Raw genomic sequence first — 19,439 nt, 5'->3', positions numbered from 1 at the left:
GACCGAGAGCAGCGGACGCCCCACCGGCCGCCGCACTCACCGGAACCACAGCGGACCTCCCCTCCCCCACACGGAGCCGCCGCGCCCCCCACCGCGGCGGCTCCTCCCTCCTCCCACAGGAGCGTCTCCATGGCTCGTACGCTGTCGCAGCCGTCCCACCGGCGCCGGCGCAGCCCCGTCCCCGCCCTCGCGGCCGGCGGCACCGCACTCGCGCTGGCCGCCACCGGCCTGGCCCTGTTCGCGGGCGGCGCCAACGCCGCCGTCGGCAACCTGGTGGCCAACGGCGGCTTCGAGGCCGGGAACCTCTCCGGCTGGACCTGCACCGGCACCGCCTCGGCCGTCGCCTCCCCGGCGCACTCCGGCTCGTACGCGCTGAACGCGGCGCCGAGCAGCTCCGACACCGCCGAGTGCCGGCAGACCGTCAGCGTGCTGCCCAACACCAGCTACGCGCTGGCCGGTTGGGTTCAGGGCCCGTACACCTACCTCGGTGTCCGCGGCACCGGCGGCACCGACCCGTCGGTCTGGTCCAGCCAGTCCAGCTGGAACCAGCTCTCCACCAGCTTCACCACCGGCGCGGGCGTCAACAGCGTCACCCTGTACGTGCACGGCTGGTACGGCCAGGCCGCGTACCAGGCCGACGACATCACCCTGACCGGCCCGGGCGGCACCGCCTCCCCGACGCCGACCGTGACGCCGACCCCCACCCCGACCGCCACGCCGACGGTCACCCCCACGGCCACGCCGACCGTGACGCCCACCGTCACCCCGACGCCGACGCCGACGGTCACCCCCACGCCGACCCCCACGGTCACCCCGACCGGCCCGGTCACCGACCTGCCGAAGCACGTGCTGACCGGTTACTGGCACAACTTCGACAACGGCGCGACCGTCCAGAAGCTGAGCGAGGTGCAGAGCGCCTACGACATCATCGAGGTGTCGTTCGCCGACTCCGTCCCGACGAAGACCGGGGCGATCACCTTCCAGCTCGACCCGGGCCTGTCCAGCAAGCTCGGCGGCTACACCGACGCGCAGTTCCGCGCCGACGTGAAGGCCAAGCAGGCGGCCGGCAAGAAGGTCGTCCTCTCCATCGGCGGCCAGAACGGCGCCATCACGGTCAACGACGCGGCCGCCGCCACCGCCTTCACCGACAGCGCCTACGCGGTGCTGAAGGACTACGGCTTCGACGGCATCGACGTGGACCTGGAGAACGGGGTCAACCCGGAGCAGCTGGGCAACGCCCTGCTCAACCTGCAGGCGAAGATCGGCTCGAAGTTCGTCCTCACCATGGCGCCCGAGACCATCGGCGTCTACTCCACCGAGGGCGCGTACTTCAAGCTGGCGCTCAAGACCAAGTCCATCCTCACCGTGATGAACACCCAGTTCTACAACTCCGGTGGCATGAACGGCTGCGACGGCAAGGTCTACACCCAGGGCACCATCGACTTCATCACCTCCCAGGTCTGCACCCAGATCCAGGGCGGCCTGCGGCCCGACCAGGTCGGCATCGGCGTCCCGGCCTCGACCAAGGCGGCCGGCGGCGGCTACGTGGCCCCGAGCGTGGTCAACAACGCGCTCAGCTGCCTGGCCACCGGCACCAACTGCGGCTCCTTCGTCCCGCCGGCCAAGTGGCCGACCATCCGCGGCGCGATGACCTGGTCGACCAACTGGGACGCCAACAACGGCAACACCTTCTCCAACACCGTGGGCCCGTTCGTCCACTCCATGCCGTAACACCTCCCCGGGTGCGCGCCCTATGAGGGTGGGGCCGCGCACCCACGAGGCCCGTCACGCCGCTCCGGGCGTGGCGGGCCTCTTCGCGTTCGGCGGGCCCCTCCTCCGGACATGACGGCCCGTCAACCCACAGGTGGTTTTCCGCCACTCCCGTCACACCCGCCACTGTGGTCCGCCTCACGTTTGCCCCGGGGGGACCGGGACGGATCGGACACGGTTTCCGGATACCGGCTCCACCGGCCCCGGAGGCCGGACGTTCGGGGGCGACATGACAAGGTCTCGTGATGGCCGATTAAAGCAGTGGTAAAACCGGTGCGCGTTCGTAGGATCGAATTGTTGCGAGGAGATGAAATCCGGAGCCTCGCGATGGACGACCCGAAAAACCGCCATCATTTACCGGGGAGTTGGGAAATGCGTACTTTCAAGAAGGCCGTCATCGGTTTCGTCAGCGCGGCCGCGCTGACCGTCGGTATGGCCGGCACCGCCTCGGCCGGCAGCTACAACGGCGTCTGCGAATCCGCCGGCGGCGGCGAGGCCTGCCTCTACTACACCTACAGCTACGACGGCTGGGTGTACGACACCCTGTACAGCAAGCCCAGCTACACCGGCACGTACTACGGCACCGAGACCCCGATCAACGACACCGTCGGCGCGGTCTGGAACCGTGACCCCGACAGCTCGCTGAAGCTGTTCACCGGCGCCAACTACACCGGCAGCGTCAAGGTGGTCGCGGGCGGCGGCAAGTTCAACACGCTCGGCACCGGATTCGCGAACGCCTTCAGTTCGCACTGCTTCTCCTCCAACGCCGGCTGCCCGTAATCGGCCGGAGGGGCGCCCCGGAATTCCCGGGGCGCCCCTCCGCATTTCCCGGAATTCCCCGGACAGAGCGAGGAGAAAGATCCGTGGCACGCCTGCACCCGCTCGGCGCCGCCTCGGCCCTGCTGGCCGTGGTCGCCGTCCTCACCGCCTGCCAGGCCGACCGGCCGGCCGAGCCGAGCGCGTTCTCGTCCGCGCTGCCGACCCGGACGGTCGCCGGGGCGGTGGCCCCCGTCCTGCCGTTGGACGCCTACCGGCTGACGCCGCCCCAGCTGGAGCGCCTCCAGCAGGCCACCGACCGGATCGCGGCCGACTGCATGCGGGCCAAGGGCCTGAGCTGGCCCGCCCGTCCCGCCGCGGCGGGCGAGGAGCACGACGTCAACGAGCGCCGCTACGGCGTCACCGACGCCCGGACGGTGGCCGCGATCGGCTACCGGGTGGCGCCGCCGCGCGGCCTGACGGCCGCTCAGGTCACCGAGCGGCGGCAGGCGGTGGAGGCCAGGAACGCCGCCATGACGGAGCCCCTGGTCGCGGCGTACACCGGGGAGGAGCCCGGTGCGACCACCCCGCAGCAGGCCGGGCGCGGCGGCTGCCGGGGCGAGGCCGAGCAACGGCTCGGCGTCCCGGCCGGCCTGGCCGAGGGCGACGACCCGGTGGAGGCCGCCCTGCAGGCCGGGTGGCAGCGCACCGCCGAGGACGCCCGGGCCAAGGAGGCCGACGCTCGGTGGAGCACCTGCATGCGCGAGGCCGGTCTCGACTACCCCGATCCGCACCGGGCCGCGGGTGACCCGGCGTGGCGGCCGGGCGCGCCGGGCGTCCCGGCCTCCCCGGACGCCCGGGAGATCACCACCGCGAAGCAGGACCTCGACTGCAAGCGCCGCACCGGTTACCTGGCGGTCTGGCAGACCGTGGAGACCGAGCACCAGAACGCCCTGCTGAAGGAGCGCGAGCCGCAGCTGCGGGCCGCCGCCGAGGCCTGGCGGCAGGCGCTGGCGAAGGCCGAAGCGCTACTGGGCCAGTAGCACCGCGGCCAGCGTGCCGAGCAGCAGCGGCGGGCCGAAGGCCAGGTCGTCCCGGCGGCCGGCCCGGCGGGTGGCGAGCAGGGCGACCGCCCACAGGCCGGCCAGCAGGACGGTGAGCAGCAGGCCGGTGCGCACAGTGGACCAGCCGGTGACGGCCAGCAGGGCGCCCAGGCTGGGGGCCAGCTTGGCGTCGCCGAGGCCGATCGGGACCAGCAGGGCCAGCAGGGCGAAGCCGAGTCCGAGGGTCAGGGCCGCGAGCAGGCAGCGGAGCAGGGCCTGAGGCTCCGTCAGGGCCAGCAGGGCGGCGGTGCCCAGGGCCAGCGGGAGGGTGAGCACGTCGGGGAGGCGGTGCACCGAGGCGTCGATCAGGCCGAGCGGCACGCCGAGCAGGGCCAGCCAGACCAGGGCCGGCCAGCCGGGCACCCCGTACCCGGCCCCGACCGCGGCGCCCACCGCCACCGTCACGGCGGCCTGCACCGGCAGCGGCACCGGCCGCGCCGTCTCCCCCTCGTAGGGCACCGCCCAGCGGGCCACCGCCCACCGCACCCAGACCACCGCGGCCAGTCCCGCCAGCGCCCCGCCCAGAATCGCCGTCATGGCCCACAGCCTCCCAGAACACCTGACGCTGTGGGCAAGGCCACTGCGGATCCGGGGCCCGTCGCCCGTAGCATTACCGAGCATGCAGGTCATCCAGTCCAGCAAGCTCGCCAATGTCTGCTACGACATCCGCGGCCCGGTGCTCGACGAGGCGATGCGACTGGAGGACCAGGGCCATCGCATCCTCAAGCTGAACACGGGCAACCCCGCCGCCTTCGGCTTCGAGGCGCCGCCCGAGATCCTCCAGGACATCCTGAAGAACCTCTCCTCGGCGCACGGCTACGGCGACTCCAAGGGCCTGCTCTCGGCCCGCCGCGCCATCGTGATGCACTACGAGGAGCGCGGCCTGCACGGCCTCACGGTGGAGGACGTCTTCCTCGGCAACGGCGTCTCCGAGCTGATCCAGCTGGCCATGACGGCCCTGCTGGACGACGGCGACGAGGTGCTCGTGCCGGCTCCGGACTACCCGCTGTGGACCGCCTCGGTCTCGCTGGCCGGCGGCACCGCCGTGCACTACCGCTGCGACGAGCAGTCCGAGTGGTACCCGGACCTGGCCGACATCGAGGCCAAGGTGACCGACCGGACCAGGGCGATCGTGGTGATCAACCCGAACAACCCGACCGGCGCGGTCTACCCGCAGGAGGTGCTGGAGGGGATCGTCGAGATCGCCCGCCGGCACAAGCTGGTGCTCTACGCGGACGAGATCTACGACAAGATCCTCTACGACGACGCGGTGCACGTCCCGCTGGCCACCCTGGCCCCGGACCTGTTCTGCGTGACCTTCAACGGGATGTCCAAGTCCTACCGGGTGGCGGGCTTCCGCTCCGGCTGGATGGTGCTCTCCGGCGACCGGCACCGGGCGGCCAGCTACATCGAGGGCCTGACCGTGCTGGCCAGCATGCGGCTGTGCGCCAACATGCCCGCCCAGCACGCGGTGGCCGCGGCGCTCGGCGGACGGCAGTCGATCAAGGACCTGCTGCTGCCCGGCGGGCGGCTGCTGGAGTCCCGGGACGCGGCGTACGAGCTGCTCAACCAGATCCCGGGGGTGAGCTGCGTCAAGCCCAAGGGCGCGCTCTACGCCTTCCCCCGGCTGGACCCGCAGGTCTACAAGATCAAGGACGACGCCAGGATGGTGCTCGACCTGCTCCGGGCCAAGCGCATCCTGATCGTCCAGGGCACCGGCTTCAACTGGCCCGAGCCGGACCACTTCCGGCTGGTCACCCTGCCCCGCCCGGAGGACATCACCGACGCCGTCACCCGGATCGGCGACTTCCTCTCCGGCTACGTGCAGCCGTAGCGCGCCCGTACCCGGAAACGGCCGGAGCCCCGCCCGGACGATCCCCAGAGGGTTGGGATCGTACGGTCGGGGCTCCGGCCGTTCTGTGACGCCGCGTCAGGTCACCCGGGCATCAGCCCAGGCGGTCGACCAGCGCCTCGTACTCGTCCCAGAGCGCCTTCGGCGTGTGCTCGCCGAACAGCTCCAGGTGGGCGGGGACCAGCGCGGCCTCCTTGCGCCAGATCTCCTTGTCGACCGAGAACAGCAGGTCGAGGTCGGCGTCGGCGATGTTCAGGCCCTTGAGGTCGAAGCCCTCGACGGTCGGCAGCACGCCGATCGGGGTCTCGACGCCCGCGCCGGTGCCCTCCAGGCGCTCGACGATCCACTTCAGCACCCGGGCGTTCTCGCCGTAGCCCGGCCAGACGAAGTCGCCGCCGGCGTTCTTGCGGAACCAGTTGACGTAGTAGATCTTCGGCAGCTTCGCGGCGTCGGCCTCGGCACCGAGCTTCAGCCAGTGGGCGAAGTAGTCGCCCATGTTGTAGCCGCAGAACGGCAGCATCGCGAACGGGTCGCGGCGCAGCTCGCCGACGGTGCCCTCCTGGGCGGCGGTCTTCTCGGAGGCGATGTTGGCGCCCAGGAAGACGCCGTGCTGCCAGTCGAAGGACTCGGTGACCAGCGGGACGGCGGTGGCCCGGCGGCCGCCGAACAGGATGGCCGAGATCGGCACGCCGGCCTGGTCCTCCCACTCCGGCGCGATGGTCGGGCACTGCGCGGCCGGGACGGCGAAGCGGGCGTTGGGGTGGGCGGCGGGGGTGCCGGACTCGGGGGTCCAGTCGTTGCCGCGCCAGTCGGTCAGGTGGGCCGGCGGCTCGTCGGTCAGGCCCTCCCACCAGACGTCGCCGTCGTCGGTCAGCGCGACGTTGGTGAAGACCGTGTTGCCCCAGAGGGTGTCGATCGCGTTGGCGTTGGTGTCGGTGCCGGTGCCGGGGGCGACGCCGAAGAAGCCGGCCTCCGGGTTGATGGCGTAGAGCTGGCCGTCGGCGCCGAAGCGCATCCAGGCGATGTCGTCGCCGATGGTCTCGACCTTCCAGCCCGGGATGGTCGGCTGGAGCATCGCCAGGTTGGTCTTGCCGCAGGCGGACGGGAAGGCGGCCGCGATGTACTTGGGCTCGGCGCCGCTCGGCGGGGTGAGCTTGAGGACGAGCATGTGCTCGGCCAGCCAGCCCTCGTCCCGGGCCATGGTGGAGGCGATCCGCAGCGCGTAGCACTTCTTGCCGAGCAGGGCGTTGCCGCCGTAGCCGGAGCCGAAGGACCAGATCTCGCGGGTCTCCGGGAAGTGCGAGATGTACTTGGTGGTGTTGCACGGCCACGGGACGTCCGCCTGGCCCTCGGCCAGCGGGGCGCCGACGGTGTGCACGGCCTTGACGAACTCGCCGTCCTCGCCGAGCTGGTCCAGCACGGCCTGGCCCATCCGGGTCATCACGCGCATCGAGACGGCGACGTAGGCGGAGTCGGTGATCTCGACGCCGTACGCGGCCAGCGGGGAGCCGACCGGGCCCATGGAGAACGGCACGACGTACATCGTGCGGCCCTTCATCGCGCCCTTGAAGAGGCCCTCGGCGCCGGTGAACAGCTCCCGCATCTCGGCGGGGGCCTTCCAGTTGTTGGTCGGGCCCGCGTCCTTCTCCTGCTCGGAGCAGATGTAGGTGCGGTCCTCGACCCGGGCGACGTCGGTCGGGTCGGAGGCGGCGTAGTAGGAGTTGGGCCGCTTCTCCTGGTTGAGCTTGGTGAAGGTGCCCTGGGCCACCAGCTGGTCGGCGAGGCGCTGGTACTCCTCCTCCGAGCCGTCGCACCAGACGACGGCGTCCGGCTGGGTCAGCTCCGCGATCTCGCTCACCCAGGCGAGCAGGCGCTTGTGACGGGTCGGCGCGGTTGCGCTGAGCGCAGAGATCTCGTTCGACACGATCGCTCCGTTTCACGCCATCTCGTCGGGGAGGCGGCGTCGCGGTGGTTGAGGGTGTCTACACCGTAGCTCCGCCCTCAAGGCCAGGACACGGCACAGAGGCGTGATTGGCGGAATCTTTACGCCTCCTTGTCCAAGTACTGGGGGGTAACAAGGCTTCGGCGTCCCTCCCCGGACCCCCGAGTGCCACCCTCGAACACTCCAGAACGTACAAAGGTGGCGATCATCACTTCCTACACGTCGGTAACCTACGGGACCGTAGGTAGGATCTGGCCATGACGGATGCTCTGACGCAGGCCCTGGCCGAGATCAAGCCCAAGTGGCGCGGATGGCTGCACGCGGGGATGTTCCCGGCCTCGGTGGCCGCCGGCATCGTGCTGATCTGTCTGGCCGGCTCGACCCCGGCCCGGATCGCCTGCACCGTGTACTCGATCAGCGCGTGGATGCTGTTCGGCGTGAGCGCCGTCTACCACCGCTTCGACTGGGGCCCGCGCGGCGACGCGATCCTGCGCCGGCTCGACCACGCGAACATCTTCCTGATCATCGCGGGCTCGTACACCCCGTTCACCATCCTGCTGCTGGACGGCGGCCGGCAGCAGGTGCTGCTCTGGCTGGTCTGGGGCGGAGCGCTGGCCGGGATCGCCTTCCGGGTCTTCTGGGTCGGCGCACCGCGCTGGCTCTACACCCCGTGCTACCTGGCACTGGGGTGGGCGGCGGTCTTCTTCCTGCCCGACTTCCTGCGCACCGGCGGCGTCGCGGTGCTGGTGCTGATGCTCGTCGGCGGGGTGCTCTACAGCGTGGGCGGCGTGGTGTACGGACTCAAGAAGCCGAACCCCTCACCGCGCTGGTTCGGCTTCCACGAGGTCTTCCACGCCTTCACCCTGGGGGCGTTCATCACGCAGTACGTCGGGGTCTCCCTGGTCGCGTACAGCGTCGCCCACTGAGGGCCCGTCAGCGGACGGTCCGGCCCTCCAGCCGCCGCCTGGCCCGGGCGCACTGCTCGCAGTGGTCGGCCTCCGGCCGGACGGCCGCCCTGCGGTGCATCGCCCGCACCTTGAACCGGCGGGCCACGTCCATCATCACCAGCGCCACCTCGGCCGCCGCCACGATCCAGACCATCCTCGGTCCGCCCAGCACGTAGGCCAGCACGACGGCCAACGCCGCCGCGATCGCGACCAGCGCCCCCGTGTACCTCACCGCCATCTGCTCCCCTTCTCCTGACACCCAACGGGACTCCGACGGCACACACGGTGACATGCCGGACCGGCAGGAAGGCGAACGAGGGGTCAACGCTTCGTCAAAAAAGACCGAGGACGCGGTGCCGGTTCCCCGGCCCCGCGTCCTCGGTCCTGCCTCGGGCCCCGCTCCGCTAGCCGCGGGCCCTGCGCCGTGCCCGCAGTCCGAGGCCGGTCAGGGCGGTGGCCAGCAGGGCCGCGCCCGCCGTGCCCGCCGTCAGCAGCGACGGGCCGTCCGGCTCCGCCACCGGAGCGGCCTGGTAGCCACCGCCCTTGCCCTCCCGGTCGTAGACCGAGCCGGGCAGCTTGTCGCCGTAGCGCTGCTTCACCTGGCGCTGGTAGTCGGCCAGCGGGACCCCGGCGCCCACCGCCTTCCGGGCGTCCTCGTCCAGCGGGAGCACCCTGCCCCCGCGCAGCACGTACCAGGCGTCGATCTGCGGCTCGCGGAAGGCGGTGCCGCCTCCGCCGGCCGCGGCCTTCGCGGCGTAGTCGGTCTCGTCGCCACCGGTGGCGATGTTGACGACCCGCCAGCCCGCGCCCTGCCTGGCCGTCCAGACCGAGGCCACCTGGCCGTCGGCCGCCACCGCCTTGCTGGCGGTGAACTCCGCCCGGGCCACCGGGGCACCCGGGGTGCCGGCCACGAAGCCCGGGTCCAGCAGGTAGACCGGGACGGTGTCGCCGCTCAGCCGCGGTGCGGCCTCGGCGGCGGCCCGGGCCTCGTCGGCCGGGGAGAGCGCCAGCGACTGGTTCGGCGGGACGCCCTTGCGGGCGAAGAAGTGGCCCAACTGGTCCAGGACGGACGGGGACTGGGCCGCACCGCGGGCCGCGCTCAGCTCCGTGGGGGCGAGCTGGGCGGGAGCGCCGGGTGCCGGGTCGGCGGCCTGGGCGAGCGGGGCGGCGGCCAGGCCGAGGGTGGCGGCCAGCACGGTGGCGGCCGCGAGCCGGGAGGCTTGCTTGCGGATGGTGTCGGTCATGGTCGTCTCCTCAGGCGCCGATCCGGTAGAGGGAGTGGGTCCAGGAGAACGTGTTGTTGTTGACGTAGTAGTTGTAGTCCGCCCAGTTGTAGCGGTAGTTGGAGGGCCACGGGTCGCCCCAGTAGACCCAGTTGTTGCCGGTGTCGTAGCCGTAGAGCACGTGCATGTGGCCGCCGCCGGAGGACCACTGGATCCGGGTCTCGATCGGCCGGTTGGCGTCGATCTCGGTCTGCACCGTGCTGTAGCGCAGGTACCCGGTCACGTAGGAGCCGGAGTTGATGCCGATGTAGCGCAGCGCCGTCTGCACGTTCCCCAGCGTGGCCTGGTTGTTGGGGCAGCTGGAGTTGATCGAGCGGTTGAACGCGGCGTTGCAGAACTGGTTCTGGCTGTAGGTGTAGCCGAAGTAGGTGGCGATGGTGTTGCCGCTCGCCGCCCAGCACCAGTTGTCCTGCTGCTGTTGCTGCATGGTGAGGTTGAGCTTGCGCACCCCGAGGGCGGTGACGGCGCCGGGTGCCTGGGCGGTGGCCGCCCGGGCCTGGGGAGCGGTGGCGGCCTGGGCCGGGGTGCCGGTGGCGGCCACCAGGGTGGGGGCGATGACGCCGAGCGCGAGTGCGGCGACCGCACGGCGCAGGCGGGTCCTGGAGATCTGCATGGGCTTCTCCTCCTTGCGTTCCCGCAGGAGAGGGGATGTGGGGGTACCGCGATGGGGCGCGGTGCAGTGAGCATCGGGCCATGACGGGAGCCGGTCAACGCACCTCGTCGGGGCCCGGACGGGGGTGTGAACGAGGCCCCGCACGGTGTGAACACGGCCGGCACCCCGCGCACGTCAACACGTCCGGACCGGTGACAACTCGCCACCGGCGTGTGAATATTCACGGTCAACCCGACAGACGGGAGCCCGCCGTGCAGCAGACCGTCCACCCCGAGCTCGCCACCGCCCTCCGCACCGGCCCGTTCCACCTCGCCCTGCGCGCCGCCATCGCGGCCCGCGGCCTCGCCCTCCACCGCCTGCGGCTGCACCTGGCCCAGCGCGGCGTCCAGGTCGGGGTGACCAGCCTGAGCTACTGGCAGCAGGGGCGGCGACGGCCCGAACGGCCCGAATCCCTGCGCGCCGTACGGATCCTGGAGGAGGTGCTGGAACTCCCCGAGCACTCCCTCACCCGCCTGCTCGGCCCCCGCCAGGCGGCACCGGCCGAGGCCGCCGGGCCCGCCACCCGCCCGTACCGGGACCTGATCGCACCGGCCGTCGCCGTGGACGGCCTGCTCGCCACCATCGCCTCACCGCCGGACACCGGCCTGCACACCATCACCCACATCGAACGGGTCCGGATCGGCGCCGACCGGCAGATGGTCCGCCGCGACTCCCAACACGCCCTGCGGGCGCACCGCGACGGGATCGACCGGTACCTGGCGCTCTACCAGGGGGATCCGGGGTGCGACATCGGGGTGGTGCGGGTGCGGGGTGAGGAGAACTGCCGGCCGGGGCGGGTCCGGCGCGACCCGGAGGCCGAACTGCTGGTCGCGGAACTGCTGTTGGACCGGCGGCTGCGGACCGGGGACACCCATCTGCTGGGGTACGGGTTCGACGACGCCCCGGCGGCGGAGCCGTCCACCGAGTACGTCCGCGGCTTCAACTCCGGCGCCGGGCAGTACGTCCTGCAGGTCACCTTCCATCCGGAGGCGCTGCCGGTCCGGTGCCACCGCTTCGCCAGCCGGGCGCCGGGCGAACCACCTTACGAGACGGAGGAGTTGACGCTGGACGGGCACCACTGCGTGCACCTGGTCGCCAGCTCGCTCAGCCCCTGCCTGCTGGGCATCCGCTGGGACTGGGAGTGACCGTGCCGGACGGGGGGCGGAAGGGCAGCGACCCGGGGGCGCGAGGCTCTGCTGACCTGCGGCTCCGCCGCGGGGCGCGCGGGGGAACGGCAGCACGTGCAACTGGCTGACGGCGGTTCAGTTGCCGGTGAGCCGCCTCCCGACCCGCGCAGTTCCTCGCGCCCCCGGCATCACCACGTACGTTCCGCGCGCCCCGGCATCACGTTCTGCCGCGCCCCTGGATCACAACCGCTCTCGCACCGATCCCCCTCAGGCGAAGTCGATGGAGACGCAGTCCTCGACCGGCCGGTAGCCGAGCTTCTGGTAGATGGAGTTGCTGGTGGGGTTGGCCAGGTCGGTGTAGAGCAGCACCTCGGCCGCGCCGGCGGCGAGGGCGTGGGCGGAGCCGGCCGCGACGACGCCGCTGGCGTAACCGTGGCCCCGGTGCTGCGGCGGGGTGTAGACGGGCCCGATCCGTGACATCCCGGCGAGGACGTCGCTGACCCCGGCGAAGGAGACCACCTCGCCCTGGTGCTCCCAGACGTGCAGGTGGCCGCGGGCGATCCGCCGCTCCACGGTGGGCCGGTGGTTCTCGCCCGGGATGCCGACCTCGGCCTCGGCGACGAAGGCGGCGAACCAGTCCGTCAGGAGGTCGGCCTCGTCCGGGGTGGCGAGCCGGACGGAGCCCTTCGGCAGCGGCGACGGGTCCGTCAGATCTCCGAGCCGGTAGAGCCGTTCGTTGCTGTTGACGCTGCTGCCGACCCCGGTCTCCCGCTCCCAGGCCTCGGCGAAGGCCCGGGCCGCGACGGTCTCGCCGCCGACCGCCAGCACCTCCCGCCGGTCGGCGCCGAGCGCCGTCGCCAGCTCGGCGGCCGCCTCGGGCGGCATGGTGCTGAGCCGGAGCGGGAACGGCGGCGTCCGGCAGAAGGCGCCGGCCACCGGTGCGTCCGGGGCCGGCCGCCACCAGCCGAACCACGGGTCGGCCTCGCCGAAGACGTGCGGGCCGCTCAGGGTCAGGTTGTGCACCAGGGTCAGCAGGACGGTGTTCCCGGCCGGATGGGCCGCCAGGAAATCGCCCGCGTGCGTCCGGAATTCGTCCAGGGAGGAGGAGAGGGTCCAGTTCATGCCGCATCCTCCCTGATCAGCGGCGCTTCACGCACCTCCATTACCGTCGGTCCGGGCCCCCACCTTGGCCGCCAGCTCGGCCGCCTGCGCCACCGGTGCCTCGCAGACGAAGTGGTGGCAGACGTACGCCCCCGCGGCCCCGCCCACCAGCGGCCGCCCGGCCAGCAGCGGCACCTCGGAGGAGCCGGGCTCCCCGACCGCGACCACGGCGCCCGGCGCGGTGCCGAGCAGCGCCGTCCGGTGCAGCAGCGCCCGCCCGGCGTCGCCCTCGGCGCCGACCACGGCCACCTCGCGCGGCCCGTCGGCCAGCGCCTCGGCGGCGGCCAGGCCCCACCCGACGAACCGCGGCGCCCGGCCGCCGAGCGCGCCGACGATGGCCAGCGCCCCCTCGGCCGCCGTGCGGTGCCGCTCGGAGCCGGTGTACGCGGCGTAGGTCAGCAGCGCCTGGGCGGCGGCCGTCCAGCCGGAGGGGGTGGCGTTGTCGGTCGGGTCCTGCGGGCGGCGGATCAGCTGCTCGGCGTCGTCGGCGGTGTCGTAGAGCGCGCCCGACGCCTCGTCGCGGAAGTGCGCCAGCACCGTGTCCAGCAGCCCGCCCGCCAGCCCGAGCCACTCGGCCCCGCCGGTCACCGCGTAGAGCGCGAGGAAGCCCTCGGCGGTGTCCGCGTAGTCCTCCAGCACGCCCGCGTTGGCCCCGGCCCGGCCGTCCCGGGAGGTGCGCAGCAGCCGGCCGTCCTCGCCGAGGTGCACGGTGATCAGCAGGTCGGCGGCGCGTTCGGCGGCCTCGACCAGGTCGGGCCGCTCCAGCAGGGCGCCGGTCTCGGCCAGCGCGGCGATGGCCAGGCCGTTCCAGGCCGCCACCACCTTGTCGTCCCGGGCCGGGGCCGGACGCTTCAGCCGGGCCTCGTACAGCGCCGTCCGGATCCGGTCGTGGGCGACCTCGTCCACCGGGTCGGAGAGCAGCTGGAGCACCGAACTCCCGTGCTCGAAGGTGCCCTCCGCCGTCACCTCGAACAGCACCGCGGCCAGCGCCCCGTCCTCCTCCCCCAGCACCTCGGCCAGCTGCTGCGGGGTCCACGCGTAGTAGGCGCCCTCGGCGTTCTCGCCGCTCGCCGCGTCCAGGCTGTCCGCGTCCAGCGCGGAGGCGAACCCACCCTCGGGGGTGCGGAGTTCGCGCAGCAGGAAGTCCGCGGTCTCCAGCGCGATCCGGCGCGGCAGGACGTCGCCGGTGGTCCGCCACAGGTGCAGGTAGGCGCGGAGCAGCAGGGCGTTGTCGTAGAGCATCTTCTCGAAGTGCGGCACCACCCAGCGGTTGTCCACCGCGTAGCGGGCGAAGCCGCCGCCGAGCTGGTCGTAGATCCCGCCGCGGGCCATCGCCTCGCAGCTGTGCCCGGCCATCGCGAGCGCCTCGGCCGAACCGGTCCGGGCGTGGTGGCGCAGCAGGAACTCGATCGCCATCGACGGCGGGAACTTGGGTGCCCCGCCGAAGCCGCCCCACTTCTCGTCGTACGAGCGCCCCAGCTCGGCCACCGCGGCCGCCAGCCCCTCGGCCCCGGGCGCCTCGTGCACCCCGCTGCCGACCCCGTACACCGAGGCGCGCTCCGCCAGGTCGGCCCGGATCCGGGCGGCCACCTCGCCGACCTCGTCCCGGCGGTCCCGCCAGGCGGAGTTCACCCCCTCCAGCACCTGCCGGAAGCCCGGCAGGCCGTGCCGGGGCTTCGGCGGGAAGTACGTCCCGAAGTAGAAGGGCTCCTGACCGGGCGTCAGGAAGACCGTCATCGGCCACCCGCCCTGCCCGGTGGCCGCCTGCACCGCCTCCATGTAGACGGCGTCCACGTCCGGCCGCTCCTCGCGGTCCACCTTGACGGCCACGAAGTGTTCGTTGGCGTACTCCGCCACCGACTCGTCCTCGAAGGACTCGTGGGCCATCACGTGGCACCAGTGGCAGGCCGCGTAGCCGACGCTGAGCAGCACCGGCACCCCGCGCCGCTCCGCCTCCTCGAAGGCCTCCGGCCCCCAGGGCCACCAGTCGACCGGATTGTCGGCGTGCTGCAGCAGGTACGGCGAGGTCGCGTCCGCGAGACGGTTCGGCATGGCCCCATCCTTGCGCATCGGGTGCCCTCCGCGTCGAACCTGGTGGTGCGGATACCCCTCTCAATACACATATGGACGCCCTTCTGACGGCCCGTTAGCGTCCTCATCGTGCATATCCGTTAATTCGAAAAAGCACCCCGGAAGTGCGTCCCTCGCGATCCATGATGTGGCGGTGTGAAATGTCCCAGGACGGCAAGCGGAATCGAGGAGCCGGTATCCGGCCGGCGTTCGGCGGCGAACCGGAAGTACTGATCGTCGGCGGTGGCCCCGTCGGTCTGGTGCTCGGCTGTGAACTTCTCCAGCAGGGCGTCGGGGTCAGGGTGGTGGAGCGGCGGCCGAGCCCGCGGGGCAGTGCCGGTCTGCATTCGCGGGCCATCCTGATCTGGCCCCGGATACTCGAGCAGTTGCGCCGGGTCGGCGTCAGCGAACGGCTGGTCGAGGCCGGGCACGTGCTCCCCTCGGTGGACTACTTCGCCGAGGGCCGCCCGCGCGGCTCGGTGCGGATGGACCGGCTGCCCGACACCCCCTACCCCTTCGTCCTGACGCTGGCCCAGGGCGAGACCGAGGAGATCCTCCGGTCCCGGCTCACCGAGCTGGGCGGGGTGGTCGAGTACGAGACCGCCCTGGAGGGGCTGGAGCACGGCACGGCCGGCGACGACCGGCCGAAGGTCAGGCTGCGGCGGGCGGACGGCACCGAGGAGACCGTCGTCCCGCAGTACCTGGTGGGTGCCGACGGCGCCGGCAGCACCCTGCGCGAGCTGCTCGGCATCGCCTTCGACCCCGAACCGATCGACGTCAGCTACGCGATCGGCGACTTCGCGATCAGCGGAGGGGTGCCGCACAGCGTGCAGTACTACTACTCGCCGAACGGCATCGCGGTGGTGGTGCCGCTGAAGAACGGGCTCTACCGCCTGGCGGGCAACGTGCCGCACCGCGGCGAGGAGGCCGGCCCGCCGACCCTGGAGCTGTTCCAGAACATGCTGCGCCAGCGGGCCCGGCTCTCGGTCCGGCTCGCCGAGCCGCTGTGGACCAGCTCCTTCCGGCCGCGCTGCGGCGTGGTGCACCAGTACCGCAGCGGCCGGTGCTTCCTGGCCGGCGACGCCGCGCACGTGGTCAGCCCGGCGGGCGGCCAGGGGATGAACCTGGGCCTGCAGGACGCCGTGAACCTCGGCTGGAAGCTGGGCGGGGTGCTCCGCGGGCAGCTGGACCACTCGATCCTGAACACCTACCACCCCGAGCGCAGCGCCGCCGCCGAGCGGGTCGGCCGGGCCGCCGCCACCCAGATCCGCTACGGCACGGTGCGCGGCGCCTTCAAGGTCGGCCTGCGGGACAACCTGTTCCACGCCTCCCACTACGCGGGCGTGCTGCAGCGGGGCATGGCGCCGCTGCTCGCCCAGACCGACTTCACCTACGGCCGCCAGCCGCTCGGCGTGACCGGCTGGGGCGTGCGCCGGCCGGCCCAGGAGGGCGACCGGCTCCCGCTCTTCGCCGGGCCCGCGGCCCTGGCCGGTCTGCCCGTCCTCGACCTGGAGCAGTACACCGTGCTGCTCTGGCCGGGCCGCCGCGCGGACCGGGACTGGGCGGCCGAGGCGGCCGTGCTGCGGCAGCGGCTGGCCGACCTGGCGCCGGTGCACGACCTGTCCACCGTCTTCGGCCGGGCGCACACCTGGCTGCTGGACGCCCTCGGCAGCGCCCCGGCGCTGGCCGTGGTGCGCCCCGACGGCCACCTGGCCCTGCGCACCGGGCCCGGCCGGCCCGAGCAGGTGGCCGCCTTCCTGGCCGAGCAGCGCCCGGGCGCCGCCCTGCTGCGCGGGGAGCTCGCCGCACGCCCGGCCGACGCCGCACTTCTCACCTGACCCGACGTCACCCGAACCTTCACCGACCAGCGACGAGTAGCAAGAGGAGCACAGCCGTGTCCGAGAACGCCACCACCGTGCGCGGGACCGCCGAGACCGTCCAGGAGTTCTTCAACCGCTTCGGGGCCGGTGACCGCACCGGCATGCTGGAGCTGTTCGCCGAGACCACCGACTTCGAGGTCCCCGGGGCGCCGACCGTGCCGTGGACCGGACAGCGGTCGACCCACGGGCAGATCGCGGAGTTCATCCGCAGCGCGACGGAGGACGTCGCCACCAAGGCCTTCAACGTCGACCACATCCTGGTGGACGGTCAGCACGCCGTCGTACTGGGCGACTTCGCGCACGAGGTGCTGAGCACCGGCAAGGTCTTCGCGAGCCGGTTCGCCCTGCACGTCACGGTCACCGACGGCCTGATCACCACCTACCGGATGTACGAGAACAGCGTCGCGGCGGCCTTCGCCTTCGCCGGCTGAGGGGGACCCACCATGTCGACCACCGACCAGAGCGTCGTCGCGCCCGCGGCGGCCGGCGACCGACTCGACGGCAGGCAGCGCTGGCTGCTCGTCCTGCTGCTCGGAGCCCAGTTCCTGATCGCGCTGGACTTCTCGATCCTCAACGTGGCCCTGCCGGACATCGGCACGGGCATGGGCTTCAGCCCGGAGAACCTGCAGTGGGTCGTGACGCTGTTCGCGCTCAGCTCGGCCGGCTTCACCCTGCTGTTCGGCCGGGTGGCCGAGATCGCCGGACGGCGCAACGTGTTCATGGGCGGCATGGTGGTGCTCGCACTCGCCTCGCTGACCGGCGGCCTGGCCGACTCCCAGACCGTCCTGCTGGTGGCCCGGGTCGCGCAGGGCCTGGGCACGGCCGCGGTCGCGCCCACCGCCATGGCGCTGCTCACCACCTCCTTCCCCGAAGGCCCGGCCCGGCAGCGGGCGTTGGGCCTGAGCGGTGCGCTGCTCTCGGCCGGCTTCACCACCGGAGCGGTCGCCGGCGGCCTGCTCACCGGCCTGGTGAGCTGGCGCTGGGCGTTCCTGATCAACATCCCGGTCTGCGTCGCGGTGCTGGCCGTCGCCCCGGGGCTGATCTCCGACCGCAGCCGCGGCGGGCGGGCCCGGCTGGACGTGCCCGGAGCGGTCACCGTCACCGGTGGCCTGCTCGCGCTGAGCTACGGCGTCACCTCGGGCGGGCACGAGGGCTTCGGCAGCACCACCACACTCGTCTCGCTCGCGGCCGCGGTCGTGCTGCTGGGGGCGTTCTGGGCGGTGGAGCTGCGCCAGGAGCAGCCGCTGGTGTCGCTGCGGGTGCTCGCCCGGCCCACCGTGAAGTGGGGCAACCTCGGCGGGCTGATCACCTTCACGATGTTCAGCGCCGTCATCTTCCTGATGACGCTCTACCTCCAGCAGGTGCTGGACTACTCGCCGCTGGTCACCGGCCTGGCCTTCGGCCTCCAGGGCGCGGCCGCCTTCTTCGCCGGTCTGCTGGCCGGCCCGCTGATCAGCCGGCTCGGCGGCAGCCGGGTCACCCTGGTGGGCGGCCTGGTGGTGCAGTCGGCCGTGACGGCCTCGCTCTTCCTGGTCGGCGCGGACCGCTCGTGGATGGTCCTGGTCCTGGTCGCGACCACGGTCGGCGGCTTCGCCCACGTGCTGAGCGTGGTCTCCTTCATGGTGACCAGCACCTCGGGGCTGGACGACGAGGAGCAGGGCCTGGCCACCGGCCTCGCCACCCTGACCCAGCAGGTGGGCATCACCCTGGGCATCCCGGTGATGAGCGCGGTCGCCACCGCGCGCACCGAGGCGCTCTCCGGCCGGACCCCCGAGCAGGCGATGCTGGGCGGGACGACGCTGGCCCTGCTGGTGGACGCGGCGATCGTGCTGGTCGCGGCCGTGGTCATCGGGCTGGCGCTGCGGCGGGTGGCCCCCAGGGCGGCTGCGGCCACCGACTGACGCGCCGTCACGCCGCCGCGTCCGGAAGGACGGAACGACCCGGAACCGGTTGCCCGGTTCCGGGTCGTTCCGTCGTTCTGTTCTGTTCCGTTCCGTTCCGTCAACCGTCCCAGTCCGCCAGGGGCTCGTCGCCCTGCGCGGCCCGCAGCAGCCTCTGGAGCTTCTGGGTGGTCTGCGAGGTCCTGCGCGGGACGTGCAGGATCAGCTGCACGTTCTCGTTGGCGGCGAGGTTCCAGTGGTGGACGTCGAAGCTGAGCCGGCCGACCATCGGGTGGTCGATCTCCTTGAGCCGGTGGTCGGCGTCCAGCACCTCGTGGCTGTGCCAGAGCCGCCGGAACTCCTCGCTCCGCTCCTGCAGCGACTCCACCAGGGCCTCCAACTGCGGATCGCCGAAGTGCTCCGCCATGCTGGCCCGGAACTTGGCCACCGTGACCCGGGCCAGCTCGTCGGAGTCGACGTACCGCGAGCGCGAGATCCGGTCGGTGAAGTAGACCTCCAGCAGGTTGGTGTTGAACTCGCCGAACCCGAAGACCTCGTAGACCGCCGCGTTGACGGCCAGGACGTTCCAGAACTTGTCGAGGATGAAGGCCGGGTTCGGCAGCCACTCGTCCACCACGTGGGCCAGCCGCATCTGGTCCAGCACGCCCTCGGCGGAGGTGTCCTTGGCCACCCGCGGCATCCCTGCCAGCTTGAACAGGTAGTCCTCCTCCGTGGCGTTCAGGCACAGCGCACGGCTGATCGCCCTGACCACGGACTCGGAGACGTTGATGTCGCGCCCCTGCTCCACCCAGGTGTACCAGGAGGTGCCGACGCCGGCCCGGACCGCCACCTCCTCCCGCCTCAGCCCGGGAGTACGTCTTCGGCTCGACGGTGCGAAGCCCAGTTCGTCGGGGGACAGTCTGGCGCGACGACCGCGTAAGAACTGCCCTAATTCCTGCAAGCGCCTCTGCTGCCCAACCCCCGTCATCCCACTCATGGCTTCGATGCTTGCCGCA

17 protein-coding genes are annotated in these 19,439 nt (G+C 72.3%); 9 read left to right on the top strand and 8 right to left on the bottom strand.

Going from position 1 to position 19,439, the window contains the following annotated elements; translation table 11 throughout:
* Positions 1 to 129 precede the first annotated feature (129 nt).
* The 3 genes from ABD946_RS09920 to ABD946_RS09910 all read left to right on the top strand — a co-directional run bounded on the left by ABD946_RS09920 (position 130) and on the right by ABD946_RS09910 (position 3,569).
* Complete coding sequence (locus ABD946_RS09920; protein WP_345282067.1) at positions 130 to 1,731, top strand: chitinase; 1,602 nt, start codon at positions 130 to 132, stop codon at positions 1,729 to 1,731.
* 411 nt (positions 1,732 to 2,142) lie between these two features.
* Complete coding sequence (locus tag ABD946_RS09915) at positions 2,143 to 2,550, top strand: peptidase inhibitor family I36 protein (protein WP_345282065.1); 408 nt, start codon at positions 2,143 to 2,145, stop codon at positions 2,548 to 2,550.
* Between the two features lie 83 nt (positions 2,551 to 2,633).
* Positions 2,634 to 3,569: a hypothetical protein gene (locus ABD946_RS09910; RefSeq protein WP_345282063.1), complete on the top strand. Its 936-nt coding sequence runs from the start codon at positions 2,634 to 2,636 to the stop codon at positions 3,567 to 3,569.
* Here ABD946_RS09910 and ABD946_RS09905 read toward each other — a convergent pair.
* Positions 3,555 to 4,166, bottom strand: coding sequence for a prepilin peptidase (locus ABD946_RS09905; RefSeq protein WP_345282061.1), 612 nt, complete (start codon positions 4,164 to 4,166; stop codon positions 3,555 to 3,557). The genes ABD946_RS09910 and ABD946_RS09905 overlap by 15 nt on opposite strands.
* A gap of 82 nt (positions 4,167 to 4,248) precedes the next feature.
* Between ABD946_RS09905 and ABD946_RS09900 the strand changes: the two genes are divergently transcribed.
* On the top strand, positions 4,249 to 5,463 hold the full coding sequence (locus tag ABD946_RS09900) for a pyridoxal phosphate-dependent aminotransferase (RefSeq protein WP_345282059.1): 1,215 nt from the start codon (positions 4,249 to 4,251) through the stop codon (positions 5,461 to 5,463).
* 112 nt (positions 5,464 to 5,575) lie between these two features.
* Here the strand turns inward: ABD946_RS09900 and ABD946_RS09895 are convergent, their stop codons facing one another.
* Positions 5,576 to 7,405: a phosphoenolpyruvate carboxykinase (GTP) gene (locus ABD946_RS09895; protein WP_345282057.1), complete on the bottom strand. Its 1,830-nt coding sequence runs from the start codon at positions 7,403 to 7,405 to the stop codon at positions 5,576 to 5,578.
* Between the two features lie 275 nt (positions 7,406 to 7,680).
* On the opposite strand from ABD946_RS09895, the gene trhA reads away from it, so the two are divergent.
* On the top strand, positions 7,681 to 8,349 hold the full coding sequence (gene trhA / locus ABD946_RS09890; RefSeq protein ID WP_345282055.1) for a PAQR family membrane homeostasis protein TrhA: 669 nt from the start codon (positions 7,681 to 7,683) through the stop codon (positions 8,347 to 8,349).
* Between the two features lie 7 nt (positions 8,350 to 8,356).
* On the opposite strand, the gene ABD946_RS09885 is transcribed toward trhA, so the two are convergent.
* The 3 genes from ABD946_RS09885 to ABD946_RS09875 form a co-directional block, all read right to left on the bottom strand.
* Positions 8,357 to 8,608 (bottom strand): hypothetical protein, encoded by a 252-nt coding sequence (locus ABD946_RS09885; RefSeq protein ID WP_345282053.1) that lies wholly within the window; start codon positions 8,606 to 8,608, stop codon positions 8,357 to 8,359.
* Between the two features lie 166 nt (positions 8,609 to 8,774).
* Positions 8,775 to 9,614: a hypothetical protein gene (locus ABD946_RS09880; RefSeq protein WP_345282051.1), complete on the bottom strand. Its 840-nt coding sequence runs from the start codon at positions 9,612 to 9,614 to the stop codon at positions 8,775 to 8,777.
* A 10-nt stretch (positions 9,615 to 9,624) separates the two neighbouring features.
* Entirely contained in the window at positions 9,625 to 10,266 is a 642-nt protein-coding gene (locus tag ABD946_RS09875) for a papain-like cysteine protease family protein (protein WP_345282049.1), read from the bottom strand.
* A 251-nt stretch (positions 10,267 to 10,517) separates the two neighbouring features.
* On the opposite strand from ABD946_RS09875, the gene ABD946_RS09870 reads away from it, so the two are divergent.
* Complete coding sequence (locus tag ABD946_RS09870; RefSeq protein ID WP_345282047.1) at positions 10,518 to 11,450, top strand: hypothetical protein; 933 nt, start codon at positions 10,518 to 10,520, stop codon at positions 11,448 to 11,450.
* Between the two features lie 249 nt (positions 11,451 to 11,699).
* Here the strand turns inward: ABD946_RS09870 and ABD946_RS09865 are convergent, their stop codons facing one another.
* Complete coding sequence (locus tag ABD946_RS09865) at positions 11,700 to 12,554, bottom strand: GNAT family N-acetyltransferase (protein WP_345282045.1); 855 nt, start codon at positions 12,552 to 12,554, stop codon at positions 11,700 to 11,702.
* A 27-nt stretch (positions 12,555 to 12,581) separates the two neighbouring features.
* Positions 12,582 to 14,645, bottom strand: a complete 2,064-nt coding sequence (locus ABD946_RS09860; protein WP_345282043.1) for a thioredoxin domain-containing protein — start codon at positions 14,643 to 14,645, stop codon at positions 12,582 to 12,584.
* A gap of 179 nt (positions 14,646 to 14,824) precedes the next feature.
* Here ABD946_RS09860 and ABD946_RS09855 point away from each other — a divergent pair, with 179 nt between their 5' ends.
* Genes ABD946_RS09855 through ABD946_RS09845 form a run of 3 tightly spaced genes read left to right on the top strand, consistent with a single transcriptional unit; the run spans position 14,825 to position 18,444 of the window.
* On the top strand, positions 14,825 to 16,501 hold the full coding sequence (locus tag ABD946_RS09855) for an FAD-dependent monooxygenase (RefSeq protein ID WP_345282041.1): 1,677 nt from the start codon (positions 14,825 to 14,827) through the stop codon (positions 16,499 to 16,501).
* 56 nt (positions 16,502 to 16,557) lie between these two features.
* Positions 16,558 to 16,974: a nuclear transport factor 2 family protein gene (locus ABD946_RS09850; RefSeq protein ID WP_345282040.1), complete on the top strand. Its 417-nt coding sequence runs from the start codon at positions 16,558 to 16,560 to the stop codon at positions 16,972 to 16,974.
* A 12-nt stretch (positions 16,975 to 16,986) separates the two neighbouring features.
* The gene (locus ABD946_RS09845; protein WP_345282038.1) at positions 16,987 to 18,444 is read left to right on the top strand and encodes an MFS transporter; all 1,458 of its coding nucleotides are present in this window, start codon (positions 16,987 to 16,989) and stop codon (positions 18,442 to 18,444) included.
* A gap of 100 nt (positions 18,445 to 18,544) precedes the next feature.
* Here the strand turns inward: ABD946_RS09845 and ABD946_RS09840 are convergent, their stop codons facing one another.
* Complete coding sequence (locus ABD946_RS09840) at positions 18,545 to 19,411, bottom strand: helix-turn-helix transcriptional regulator (protein WP_345282210.1); 867 nt, start codon at positions 19,409 to 19,411, stop codon at positions 18,545 to 18,547.
* Positions 19,412 to 19,439: the final 28 nt, after the last annotated feature.

This window comes from Kitasatospora albolonga (genome assembly GCF_039535905.1).
GTDB lineage: Bacteria > Actinomycetota > Actinomycetes > Streptomycetales > Streptomycetaceae > Kitasatospora > Kitasatospora albolonga.
This window is presented reverse-complemented; position numbering and strand designations above follow the sequence as displayed.

Excerpts from the sequence above, each read along its gene's own strand:
- ABD946_RS09920 (WP_345282067.1), top strand. The coding sequence starts at position 130 with ATGGCTCGTACGCTGTCGCAGCCGTCCCACCGGCGCCGGCGCAGCCCC.
- ABD946_RS09915 (WP_345282065.1), top strand. The coding sequence starts at position 2,143 with ATGCGTACTTTCAAGAAGGCCGTCATCGGTTTCGTCAGCGCGGCCGCG.
- ABD946_RS09905 (WP_345282061.1), bottom strand. The coding sequence starts at position 4,166 with ATGACGGCGATTCTGGGCGGGGCGCTGGCGGGACTGGCCGCGGTGGTC.
- ABD946_RS09900 (WP_345282059.1), top strand. The coding sequence starts at position 4,249 with ATGCAGGTCATCCAGTCCAGCAAGCTCGCCAATGTCTGCTACGACATC.
- trhA (WP_345282055.1), top strand. The coding sequence starts at position 7,681 with ATGACGGATGCTCTGACGCAGGCCCTGGCCGAGATCAAGCCCAAGTGG.
- ABD946_RS09885 (WP_345282053.1), bottom strand. The coding sequence starts at position 8,608 with ATGGCGGTGAGGTACACGGGGGCGCTGGTCGCGATCGCGGCGGCGTTG.
- ABD946_RS09880 (WP_345282051.1), bottom strand. The coding sequence starts at position 9,614 with ATGACCGACACCATCCGCAAGCAAGCCTCCCGGCTCGCGGCCGCCACC.
- ABD946_RS09875 (WP_345282049.1), bottom strand. The coding sequence starts at position 10,266 with ATGCAGATCTCCAGGACCCGCCTGCGCCGTGCGGTCGCCGCACTCGCG.
- ABD946_RS09865 (WP_345282045.1), bottom strand. The coding sequence starts at position 12,554 with ATGAACTGGACCCTCTCCTCCTCCCTGGACGAATTCCGGACGCACGCG.
- ABD946_RS09860 (WP_345282043.1), bottom strand. The coding sequence starts at position 14,645 with ATGCCGAACCGTCTCGCGGACGCGACCTCGCCGTACCTGCTGCAGCAC.
- ABD946_RS09855 (WP_345282041.1), top strand. The coding sequence starts at position 14,825 with ATGTCCCAGGACGGCAAGCGGAATCGAGGAGCCGGTATCCGGCCGGCG.
- ABD946_RS09845 (WP_345282038.1), top strand. The coding sequence starts at position 16,987 with ATGTCGACCACCGACCAGAGCGTCGTCGCGCCCGCGGCGGCCGGCGAC.
- ABD946_RS09840 (WP_345282210.1), bottom strand. The coding sequence starts at position 19,411 with ATGACGGGGGTTGGGCAGCAGAGGCGCTTGCAGGAATTAGGGCAGTTC.